This window comes from Acinetobacter sp. UBA3025 (genome assembly GCF_002367915.1).
In the GTDB taxonomy this organism is placed as follows: Bacteria; Pseudomonadota; Gammaproteobacteria; order Pseudomonadales; family Moraxellaceae; genus Acinetobacter.
This window is the reverse complement of the sequence record NZ_DFDO01000331.1, coordinates 1-10,509: the sequence shown is the minus strand read 5'-3', so window position 1 is coordinate 10,509 and position 10,509 is coordinate 1. Positions and strand designations below refer to the sequence as shown.

Here is a 10,509-nt window from a genome sequence, read left to right as displayed (position 1 = left end):
CGCTCTTCCGATCTCTTTATTAAAGGGAGGAGTTCTTTAATCTTGAGGCTTAAAATAAGGCTTCTTGGCTTTTACCTTCTTTTGAAAACGTGTCACGTCGAGTTTCTTTACCAAGTTCGAAGGTACTGGGCAGGCTTCTCCCAAAATTTGGGCAGCCAGAATTTCACTACACAATGGCGCAAACAGAAAGCCTTTAGAGCCGAGACCCGCAAAACTGTAAATCTCTTCATCTGCCTTCATTTTTCCGAGTAAAGGAAAATAATCCTGACTCTGGGCGCGTACTGCTGCTCGACCTTGCCAGGTTTCGGTAGAGGGTAATAACTGTGCATATTCAGGAAAGACACTGTGGATAAGTTCATAATTATGCACATGATCTTCTATTAAGACTTCTGCATCATCCCGGCCTGGATAGAATGAAGCGCCCAAAATCAGTTGTTCGGGATTGAGCTGCATACAGTAACCGCCATAACTATAGGCTGTATCCTGATTTAAGGGCTGATCTTGATTATTGACCCAGCTGACCTGTCCGCGAATCGGTTTCAGGACTGGATAATGTTCAAAGAATTGCTGGGTATCACGTGCGGTACATACAACGATGTGATCAAACTTGCCTAAGGATTGCTGATCTGCAAATAACCCAGATTGTTCAGCAGCCTCAATATGACTAATTTTGGCTTGTTTATACTGAATAAGAGGATGCTGCAAAATTTCATCACGCAGTTGATGGGGTGAAACTGCGCCCGCTGCTAATAGTTTTAAAGCTGGAAATTCAGTTTGAATCTCTTGGTCTGCTGCACTTTGAGCAGCAAGAGTTTCTGCGAGATATTCATCTGCCAATCCTAAAAGCTGTTCAGGATTTTTTAAGGCAAGCTGATTGACCTGAATTGAGCGAAAAGCTTTAAATTTTTGATAATGATTTAAGGCATGCTGCCAGGCCACCGTCATCAGATGTTCAGCACTTTGCTCAACTGGACACAGTTTAGGATTAAGCAGGGCAAGGGGATTGCCGGAACCTCCTGAAAGAGGCGCTGACTGGTCGTAAATCGTGATTTGATGACCACGCTGAGCGAATGCCCATGCTGCACTTAAACCTGCGATTCCAGCGCCAATCACAGCGATTTGACGAGGTCTGGTAGGACGCTCTAGATCTGGTTCAGTTTTTTTTTGAGTAATTTCCTGTTCTAAAGCCATTTCACTGTCTTTATTTTCTTCAACAGGATTCCAGATCGCTTTCAGCATTTCACGTTTATGGCCAAATCCACGTGGACGGGAAATAGAGATGCCGTGCTGTTTTAAACCACGTTTTAAGACACCTGCAACGCTAAAAGAAGCAAAAGTTGTTCCGATCTCGGATAAACGCACAATGTTATTTAAAACATTTTCTTCCCACATGTCTGGATTACATGATGGTGCGAAGCCATCTAGAAACCAGGCGTTAACAGGTGCAGTTTTTTCAATGACAGGAAAGACATCATGTGCATCTCCCAGCCACAGATCCAGACTGAAACGCTCTTCAGGAAAGCTGAGCCGATGACAACCGGCAATCGGCATTGGATATTGGGAGATGAGTTGATCTGCTAGTGGCTTCAATTCTGGCCAGGCATTTAAGGCGCGAATTAAATCTGCTTTAGAAAGCGGAAATTTTTCTACTGAAATTGCATGCAGATGACTTTGATTATCTGGACGAACCTGTTGCCACAGCTGCCACAAAGCCAGAATATTTAAACCCGTACCAAAACCCGTTTCACCGACACAGAAATATGCAAAAGGTTTTAAATCGGCCAGGCGGGTACTAAGGTCATTACCATTTAAAAAGACATGCCGGGTTTCCAGCAATCCATTGTCTTTGGAAAAATACACATCACCAAATTGCTTGGACACAGGCACATCAATGCCATCCACTAATTGCCAATCCAGATCGGCAGTTTGAATTGCATACGACAAAACGGGTACAACCTTAAAGATATTTGGAAAGCTTATAGATTACCACTGACGGCGACGTTTGGTATAAACATAGCTCGCAATCAGAAAGCCAAGTAATACACCGACCGCCAAAGTTGCAGCACCGTAGAGAAACATCTGGGCACTACGTTCACTTTGCAGGACCTGTACCTGAACCCCGAGATTGTCGTTCTTGAGCTGTAATTCCTGATTTTGTGACAGGGCTTCCAGATTGGCTTTTTCCAGTTGCTGTAGACGCGTTGCCTGATCTTTGACTAAAGCTTTGACTTTGGCATCTTGCTGGGCTTTCTGCTTGGCAATTTCTTCTGCAGTGAGCGGCTTTTTCTCAGTCGGCTGAACAGTCTGAGCAGTTGTCGCAACTGCTGGAATAATTCCAGCCTGCTGTACAGAAGTGCCCTGAGCAGGTGCTTGCGTGGTAACAGCTTGAACAAGAGTAGCTGCTGGCTGTGTAGCCGGGGCAGCTGGAGCAGAAACTTCAACAGCCCAGGCAGAAGGAATCATGAAACAAAAGCCAATGAAACTGGCGGTAACAGCGCGCATGAACCTTATCCTTTAGGAAATGCTTTGTTAAATGGTTTCACATCAATATGCGCGTATACACCTTCTTTCAGGAATGGCTCATCCTGTAACCATGCATCCAGTGCTTCACGACTGTCAAAATCAACGATGATGGTACTGCCATAGAAACCGGCTTGTGGATTGGCTGGATCTTTAGGCATGGCACCTGCAACAATCAGACGACCTTCAGCATCTAACTGTTCCAGACGTGCAAGATGTTGTGGACGAATCGCAAGGCGTTTTTCAACTGTACCTTCGCGGTCGGTACAGCTAACGACAAATAATGGCATGATGACTCTCTATCGTTTGTAGTTGGACTTATTCAGCTGTTCTAAAGTATTTGCGCAATACAATAAACTGAATAATGATAAAGGAAAACATCACAATCATGTCACCGAATGCAGTAAATTCGCCCCAATATTTTCCATCCATCCATAAATAAGCGAAGAAAGTATGCAGAAATGACATAAGGGTAAACATACCGACCCAGGCATAGTTTAATTTAAGCCAGCCTTTGGCACTTAAATTGAATACCGGTCCAAACAGACGCTGGATGAGTGGCTTCTTATCTTTGCTAAACCATGGCGATAACAGGAAGACGCCGGCAAAGACCAGATTCAGTAATACAGCTTTAAGACGGATATAGAAATCGTCGCTGAGCATCAGGGTAATACCACCGAAGATCACCGTCATAAACAGAACGATCCATTGCTGTTTGTCCAGGCGGAATTTTTGCATGACAAATAACGCACTATAAACCACCAGCATGGAAATGATCAGACCCGTAGTTGCAACGAGAATATTGTTATTGTCGACACCCCCCGCAGAACCGATCAATTGTAAAAGTTGATGGTCAGTGTCTTTTGGATCTACAGTTTTATATAAATAAAAGAAAATAATGAGTGGCACAAAGTCTAAAAGTGCTTTCATGTTAGAGTATCTAAATCTGATCAAATAAATGTCATAGTATAGAGATGCACGGCGTAGATTTACATACACATAGTAATATTTCTGATGGAACTTTGAGTCCTCAGCAATTGGTCGAAGCGGCTGCGGGCAAATTCATCCATACTTTGGCCCTCACTGATCATGACACCATGGACGGTTTGGTGCTGGCTGAAGAAGCTGCCAAAAATCATGAGATTAAGATAATTTCTGGAGTCGAGATTTCCAGCCAGTGGTCACGTCCAGCGACCAAGAAAAATTATGGCGTACATATTGTGGCACTCAATGTTCAGAATCCTGAGCCGTTACAAAAAGCCCTCAATCAGCAGAAGATCATTCGTGCCGAACGCTCTAAACAGATCTGTGATCTTCTGGTTCCTTTAATAGGCCAGGATATTTATGCTGACGTGATTGCCAAAGTTGACAATATTCCTGATCGGGTTACCCGAACCCATATTGCCAAAACGCTGGTAGAAAAAGGCATTGTGACCCGTCCACAGCAGGCCTTTGATAAGTACATCAAGGAAGGTAAAAAGGCTTATGTCAAATTTGATGGTCTGGGTCTGGAAGAAACCATTCAGGTCATACATGACAGCGGTGGCTTTGCCGTGCTAGCTCATCCAACCCGTTATGACTTATCAGCCACCAATATTCGCTATCTGATCGAGATCTTCGCCAAGTTTGGTGGAGATGCGGTGGAGCTACCGCCAGCCATTGATCCAAGTTCAACCCGTCAGATGGTTGACCGGATGATTGCAGAGCAAGGACTTAAAGTTTCAATTGGCAGTGATTTTCATGGCGATAATATGCCTTGGGTTAAACTCGGTCAGGTGCCAAGTTTAAAACCAGGACAGGTTGGAATTTGGGAGAGTTTTGTTTAATGAGTTAAGTATTTGTAGCAATGCTACCCATCCCAGTGTGAAAGAATTCCCTCTTTTGATCAGAGAGGTAACCTATTAAAGCAAATTATTATCTTGAGCCTGAATCGGTGGTGGTGTCGGTTTACCTAAAGTTCCCAAGAGTTCAATTTCAATAGTACGAACCATAGAATCAAGTGGTAAGTCATTGCTTTGTGTACCAAAAGGCTCTTCAATTTCTGAACTTAAAGCATCGAGACCTAGGAAGGTATAAGCGAGAATACCGACCAGAAAAGGGGTGAATAAACCTAAGGTTGCACCAAGGCTAAACGGCAGAATAAAACAGAAGAAATAAACAGTACGATTCAGCAGAACCGAATAAGCAAAAGGTAAGGGAGTTGTCGCAATCCGGTCACAACCTGTCTGTACAATACTGAGTTCCGCGACATGATTATTCATCTGCATATAAATGATGTCGGAAATTTCACCTTCTTTGAGAGCCTGCATCAGCTCCCACTGGATCAGACTTAAAGTATATTGCGGTGCATTGGCCTGTTGATAGAGCTGAGTAATCGCCTGCTGGCTCATCCCACTAGTTTCCACCAACTCAGTCGGATTGGCTGTCTGATGACGTAAACGGTCCCGCAGGACATTTGCGAAAACGATAACGTGCTGAATCACACGTTCACGACGGCCTTGAGACAACATTCGGCAGTCGCGGTCAAAATGACGTGCATTGGCAATCAGAATACCCCAGAGTTTACGTGCTTCCCACCAGCGGTCGTAACAGGCGGTGTTTTTAAATCCGAGAAAGATAGACAGCACTACGCCAATGAGGGTAAAGCCAACGAGAGGGAGTTCTGGAAAATGAAAATAACCTACACGTGAAAAACCACCAATAATGGCTGAAATCAGCATGACCACGCCTAAAGGAGGTAAAACCTTAGGTAAAATCGTTCCTCGCCAGGAAAATAATAATTTAAAAACGTTCTGCTGGTCACGTACGATCATTTATTGGAATCATCACAATTTTTTTCATGATCTTCTTGAGTTGTAGCTGCTTTGTCAAGTGCTATTCCCCCTTAGACTTCAGGTTTGATGAGTTGCTGCTCAGCAAAGGAAAAACTGCCCTCCAGAGCAATGATGCAATGGTCAATTAAACGGATATCGACCAGTCGACATGCCTGTTGAATCTGGCGGGTCAGATACAGGTCAGCCTTAGAAGGAGTGGCTTGGCCCAAGGGATGATTATGCGCAATCACAATTGAAGTTGCCTGTTGGGTAATGGCATATCTGAGCAACTGATTAATCGAAATATCACATGCATTCACAGAGCCATAAAACAGCTTTTTAAATGCAATTTTCCTTAAACTGGCGTCCAGACACAGGACCGCGAATACTTCCTGATTTTCACTCAATAATTCGAAACGTAAATAATCCCGTAGTCTTTTTGAATTACTTAATTCTAAAGAATCCTGTTTAAGATGCTCGGCAATATAACGCCGTCCTAATTCTTTAACCGCCATTAGCTGAGTGTATTTGCTAATGCCCATGCCATGAAACTGGCTGACTTCCTCTAAGGGTGCATCGAGTAAAGCAGTTAGATGACCAAAATGTTGAATCAGTAGCCGTGCTAATTCTACGGCCGAATGCTGTTGTGAACCTGATCGGAGAAAAATGGCCAGCAGTTCCGCATCAGATAAACTTTCTGCCCCATATTGAATTAAACGTTCCCGCGGCCGTTCCAGTTCAGGCCAGTTTTTGATTGAAAATTGCATAGTTATTAGACTTATTTATTATGAATTATGAGTTTTCCCTGAAGCTGATCTCTTGGGAATGCAATTATTTAATGCTATTGTGAGCCCCACTGCAACAGAAAGGTAAGCTGTTCGTGAGCTTTGATCTAAGTGTAATTCCTCATAAAAATATCATTTTAGCAGTCACTGGCGGTATTGCTGCCTATAAAAGTGCCATTCTGGTTCGCCGTCTGAAAGATGCTGGATTTAATGTGCGGGTCGTTATGACTCAAGGCGCACAGGCTTTCATTACTCCTTTGACCTTTCAAGCTTTGTCAGGCAATCCGGTACATACCGAGTTACTGGATCCTGAAGCTGAAGCGGGCATGGGGCATATCGAGCTGGCTCGTTGGGCTGATCTGTTATTGGTTGCGCCAGCCAGTTGCGACACGCTGGCAAAATTTGCTGCAGGTCTGGCGGATGATTTACTCAGCACTTTGTATCTGGCGACCAATGCACCGGTCTGGGTCGCACCAGCGATGAACCAGCAGATGTGGGCTGCCAAAGCGACACAGCGTAATCTTGCGACTTTGATAGAAGATGGCGTACATGTGATTATGCCGGATGCCGGTTCACAAGCCTGTGGTGATGTAGGCTTGGGCCGTATGCCGGAGCCGGAAGAGCTGGCACGTCAGGTCACAGAATATTTCCATAAAGCTCAGCGCGCGATTGCAGAAAAATTTGGCATGCTGGCGGGCAAGCAAGTCACGATTACAGCTGGTCCGACCCGTGAAGCGATTGACCCGGTACGTTATATTTCCAACCATAGTACCGGGAAAATGGGTTTTGCATTGGCAGCAGCCTGTTATGCAGCTGGAGCGAATGTCACCCTGATTGCTGGTCCGGTGAGCCTAGATACCCCAAATGGCGTCAAACGTAAAAATGTTTCTTCGGCAGTGCAAATGCTGAATGAAAGCATGCAGATGCTGGAGCAGGGTTGTGACATCTTCATTGCGACCGCTGCAGTAGCTGATTATCGTGTCGCACAGGTAGCCGAGCATAAAATCAAGAAAGCAGGCGATGAGCTGAATGTCGCTTTAATAAAGAATCCGGATATTGTAGCGACCATCGCACAGCAGGAAAAACGTCCATTTATGGTCGGCTTTGCTGCAGAAACCCGTAATATTGAAGAATATGCAGCGGGCAAACTGGTGGCGAAAAAACTGGATATGATTGCCTGCAATGATGTTTCGCGTGCGGATATTGGCTTTGCATCCGATGAAAATGCCATGACGGTATTCTTTGCCGAACACTATCATCTGGATAAGCGTGATCTGGACAAAGCCTCTAAACAGGAAATTGCCCAGCAACTGGTTGAAGCGATCCATGATGCCTTGCACCATGATCCTGCTGCAGAAGATGATTTTTAAGTTTTAAATGACGATTAAAGCCCTGACTGGTTCAGGGCTTTTTTATAGGTTTTTTTACCATGAAGTTAAAAAGCCAGTACAACATAAAAATAAAAACGACTTTATAGACTAAGGATTTATTTATTCATTTATTTAAAAAAAGTATAAAATGGATCACAGAATAATCCAAAGATGAAAAGTTTTACACATCTGTAAAGCAGTGAGAGAACACAAGGGGGCGGGATGAAAAAAATCATAATGATATTGATGATCGCCTGTCTGGCTGGATGCAGCTATTTTGTATCGATTGATGAACTGGCCAGAAATATTCAAGGACAAATGCAGCAAGAATTTAATGCTAATCCGAATTATCAGCATTATCGTCTGACTGTAGTAAATGTAAAAATCCGCCATCGCAAAGGCAATGAGTTTGAAGCAGTTTCACATCTGAATTATCAGGGTAATGAATATCCCATTAACGTTAAAATTTCAAAGGTGAATGGTGGTTATAGCTGGGCCATTGAAGATGATGCTTTTGCCTTTATCGATGAAATCGAGATTGAGAAATATCGTCAGCAACTGGATCGTGAGCTGGAACAGCTGGCCTCATCACTCGATGATCTGGAACCTGTGAATGAACCTACCAGTATTGAGTTAGGGCCAGATGTCCGTCCAGTTACAGAACCTGTCCTGCAAGCGGCTTCCTATGATGAAGAACCGATTCCGGTCGGGAATATTACGGCCTATACCCACTAATTTTTATTTTAGGTCATAAAAAAGCACCGGGTCTCGGTGCTTTTTGATTTTAAGGCTGAACTTGATGTTTACGCAGATAATCTTCAGTGCGCTGCATGGCTTCCTGAATATTTAATAATGCTGTTTCTACATCTTTTAGCGTTTTGGCATTGCCACCACTTAAAGCCTGACGCCATTTACGTGCACCTGGTAAGTTCTGAAATAAACCTAAAATATGACGGGTAATAATTGACAATGGTGCACCTTCAGCCATACGTTGGGCAATATAAGGCAGCATTTGTTGCATGATCTCAAAACGGTCCGGTGCTTCGAGATTCCATAGTTGACCCAGCTCAGCTAACAGGTACGGGTTGTGATAGGCTTCGCGGCCAATCATCACGCCATCGACATGCTTGAGATGTTCAAGCGTTTCTGCATAAGTTTTAATTCCGCCATTAATTTCAATGGTCAGTTTCGGACGGTCCTGCTTCAGACGGTAAACATCTTCATAGCGTAGTGGCGGGATTTCACGGTTTTCTTTAGGTGAAAGACCTTGGAGTAAAGCAATTCGGGCATGCACAATAAAGTTATCGCAACCGGTTTTGGCGACCGTATCCACAAAATGCAGCATTTCTTCATAAGAATGCATGTCATCAATACCAATGCGGTGTTTCACACTGACCGGAATATCCACGGCATTACGCATTGTATGAATACATTCTGCGACCAGATCAGGTTCGGCCATCAGGCAGGCACCGATTTTATTATTCTGTACCCGATCACTCGGACAGCCGACATTCAGGTTAACTTCGTTATAACCCCAATCCTGAGCCATTTTAGTACAAGTTGCCAGATCTTGAGGATTGGAACCGCCGAGCTGTAACACAATCGGATGTTCTTCTTTATTAAAGTCCAGATGACGTTTGGCATCGCCATGAATGATGGCGCCTGTCGTCACCATTTCGGTATATAAAATGACATTTGGATTAAACAGGCGTGCAAAGAAACGATAATCTTTGGTGGTCCAATCCATCATCGGCGCAACACTGATGCGAGGTTGAAGTTTATTTTCAATGGTGCTGAGATCAGTCATTCAAAATCACGCCTTAAATGAAATGGAAGAGTAATAGCAGTACAAGAATGAGCAGGAATTGCTGGAAATCTGCTCAAAAAAAAGCAGTACTACAAAAAGAGGGCGTAATACTAGCATAAAATTTGCATGACCAAAGGCTGAACTGCATGAGGATCTATAACTGTCATTCCAATAAAGATATTTAACAAGAGAAATTGTGGGAATTGAAAAATAAACTCCCAGTCATTCTGCAATGCTATATTTTGAGATAATTAAGATTAAGATAAAGAAAACGAGATAAATAAGGAGAATAACGATGCTCATGTTGGAGGAGATTTATAAAAGCAAAAAACCTCAACATTCAGACTATTTTAATTTACGGATTCAACGGGGACTTAGCTGGTTTAAAAAAGCATTAGAGCTGGATGAGGAATTAGAGTTTAAGTTTATTAGCCTGTGGATCAGTTTTAATTCGATTTATGCACAAGAAACAGAGGTTCGTCAGGATCAACAAAGCCTGCATCAATTTCTGGAAACCCTCTGTCAAAAAGATGTGGAACAAAAACTTCAGCATATTGTCTGGGAAAAATACAGCCAGCCAATTTCTGCGCTACTGGATAGCCCTTATACCGATCAAGGTTTCTGGGATTATCGCCATCATAAAGTCAGTCTGGAAAGCTGTCGTGAAGCATTAGACCAGCAAAAGCAGAAAATACAAAAGGATGTACAGGAACGGAATTTAAGTGAAATTTTATTGGTGATTTTTAACCGTCTTTCAACCTTGCATTATCAGCTTATGCAGGGCGGTGCGACTTATCAGAGCTCGTTTAACGTCAAGCAACTTCAAGACAGCTGTCGGGTTCTGGCCGGTTTGCTGCCCATTTTTATCTGCATCCTTTTGGAAAATGCAGCGACTTGGGATTCGGGTAAACCTTATTATCCCGTAGTACAAGTTAGTTAAATTTGTTTAAGCTCTTGCTCGATGTTGCTGCCATTGATCAATTAGTGCAAACAGGGTGGCACATAGCGCCAAGCCAAGTCCAAATAGACAGGTCATGCTCCAGCCACCATGATGCCAGGCATATACCCCCAAGGCAGAACCACAGGCACCACCAATAAAATACAGCGTCATGTAAATAGAGTTCAGTCGTGATTTGGCATCCGGGCGCAAGCGGAAAATCACGTTCTGATTACAGCTATGAGTAATCGCCAGACCTAAGTTAATCAGGGCATAA

The 10,509-nt window shown here is 43.5% G+C and carries 11 protein-coding genes and 1 pseudogene; 4 read left to right on the top strand and 8 right to left on the bottom strand.

The window, feature by feature from the left end:
- Positions 1-36 precede the first annotated feature (36 nt).
- The 4 genes from mnmC to B4J23_RS14145 are packed head-to-tail and all read right to left on the bottom strand — an operon-like array spanning position 37 to position 3,450.
- Positions 37-1,944, bottom strand: coding sequence for an FAD-dependent 5-carboxymethylaminomethyl-2-thiouridine(34) oxidoreductase MnmC (gene mnmC / locus B4J23_RS14160; protein ID WP_291361517.1), 1,908 nt, complete (start codon positions 1,942-1,944; stop codon positions 37-39).
- A 39-nt stretch (positions 1,945-1,983) separates the two neighbouring features.
- Complete coding sequence (locus B4J23_RS14155; RefSeq protein WP_291361515.1) at positions 1,984-2,502, bottom strand: hypothetical protein; 519 nt, start codon at positions 2,500-2,502, stop codon at positions 1,984-1,986.
- 5 nt (positions 2,503-2,507) lie between these two features.
- Positions 2,508-2,810: a YciI family protein gene (locus B4J23_RS14150; protein ID WP_004783657.1), complete on the bottom strand. Its 303-nt coding sequence runs from the start codon at positions 2,808-2,810 to the stop codon at positions 2,508-2,510.
- A gap of 28 nt (positions 2,811-2,838) precedes the next feature.
- Positions 2,839-3,450 (bottom strand): septation protein IspZ, encoded by a 612-nt coding sequence (locus B4J23_RS14145; protein WP_291361512.1) that lies wholly within the window; start codon positions 3,448-3,450, stop codon positions 2,839-2,841.
- A 44-nt stretch (positions 3,451-3,494) separates the two neighbouring features.
- On the opposite strand from B4J23_RS14145, the gene B4J23_RS14140 reads away from it, so the two are divergent.
- On the top strand, positions 3,495-4,346 hold the full coding sequence (locus B4J23_RS14140; RefSeq protein ID WP_291361510.1) for a PHP domain-containing protein: 852 nt from the start codon (positions 3,495-3,497) through the stop codon (positions 4,344-4,346).
- 75 nt (positions 4,347-4,421) lie between these two features.
- Here the strand turns inward: B4J23_RS14140 and B4J23_RS14135 are convergent, their stop codons facing one another.
- Positions 4,422-5,333: a bestrophin family protein gene (locus B4J23_RS14135; RefSeq protein WP_004783652.1), complete on the bottom strand. Its 912-nt coding sequence runs from the start codon at positions 5,331-5,333 to the stop codon at positions 4,422-4,424.
- Positions 5,334-5,404: 71 nt separating this feature from the next.
- Positions 5,405-6,100, bottom strand: a complete 696-nt coding sequence (gene radC, locus B4J23_RS14130; protein ID WP_291361508.1) for a RadC family protein — start codon at positions 6,098-6,100, stop codon at positions 5,405-5,407.
- A 113-nt stretch (positions 6,101-6,213) separates the two neighbouring features.
- Here radC and coaBC point away from each other — a divergent pair, with 113 nt between their 5' ends.
- Together coaBC and B4J23_RS14120 are read left to right on the top strand one after the other, a co-directional pair.
- Positions 6,214-7,488: a bifunctional phosphopantothenoylcysteine decarboxylase/phosphopantothenate--cysteine ligase CoaBC gene (gene coaBC / locus B4J23_RS14125; protein ID WP_159123089.1), complete on the top strand. Its 1,275-nt coding sequence runs from the start codon at positions 6,214-6,216 to the stop codon at positions 7,486-7,488.
- Positions 7,489-7,710: 222 nt separating this feature from the next.
- Positions 7,711-8,223, top strand: coding sequence for a hypothetical protein (locus B4J23_RS14120; protein WP_004783647.1), 513 nt, complete (start codon positions 7,711-7,713; stop codon positions 8,221-8,223).
- A gap of 49 nt (positions 8,224-8,272) precedes the next feature.
- Here the strand turns inward: B4J23_RS14120 and dusA are convergent, their stop codons facing one another.
- A complete protein-coding gene (gene dusA, locus B4J23_RS14115; protein ID WP_291361505.1) occupies positions 8,273-9,295 on the bottom strand; it encodes a tRNA dihydrouridine(20/20a) synthase DusA in 1,023 nt (340 codons plus the stop codon).
- 295 nt (positions 9,296-9,590) lie between these two features.
- Here dusA and B4J23_RS14110 point away from each other — a divergent pair, with 295 nt between their 5' ends.
- Positions 9,591-10,235 (top strand): HEPN domain-containing protein, encoded by a 645-nt coding sequence (locus tag B4J23_RS14110; protein WP_291361503.1) that lies wholly within the window; start codon positions 9,591-9,593, stop codon positions 10,233-10,235.
- A gap of 6 nt (positions 10,236-10,241) precedes the next feature.
- Here B4J23_RS14110 and B4J23_RS14105 read toward each other — a convergent pair.
- A pseudogene (locus tag B4J23_RS14105) lies at positions 10,242-10,509 on the bottom strand (MFS transporter); the annotation flags it as partial.

Excerpts from the sequence above, each read along its gene's own strand:
- B4J23_RS14155 (WP_291361515.1), bottom strand. The coding sequence starts at position 2,502 with ATGCGCGCTGTTACCGCCAGTTTCATTGGCTTTTGTTTCATGATTCCT.
- B4J23_RS14150 (WP_004783657.1), bottom strand. The coding sequence starts at position 2,810 with ATGCCATTATTTGTCGTTAGCTGTACCGACCGCGAAGGTACAGTTGAA.
- B4J23_RS14145 (WP_291361512.1), bottom strand. The coding sequence starts at position 3,450 with ATGAAAGCACTTTTAGACTTTGTGCCACTCATTATTTTCTTTTATTTA.
- B4J23_RS14140 (WP_291361510.1), top strand. The coding sequence starts at position 3,495 with ATGCACGGCGTAGATTTACATACACATAGTAATATTTCTGATGGAACT.
- B4J23_RS14135 (WP_004783652.1), bottom strand. The coding sequence starts at position 5,333 with ATGATCGTACGTGACCAGCAGAACGTTTTTAAATTATTATTTTCCTGG.
- radC (WP_291361508.1), bottom strand. The coding sequence starts at position 6,100 with ATGCAATTTTCAATCAAAAACTGGCCTGAACTGGAACGGCCGCGGGAA.
- B4J23_RS14120 (WP_004783647.1), top strand. The coding sequence starts at position 7,711 with ATGAAAAAAATCATAATGATATTGATGATCGCCTGTCTGGCTGGATGC.
- dusA (WP_291361505.1), bottom strand. The coding sequence starts at position 9,295 with ATGACTGATCTCAGCACCATTGAAAATAAACTTCAACCTCGCATCAGT.
- B4J23_RS14110 (WP_291361503.1), top strand. The coding sequence starts at position 9,591 with ATGCTCATGTTGGAGGAGATTTATAAAAGCAAAAAACCTCAACATTCA.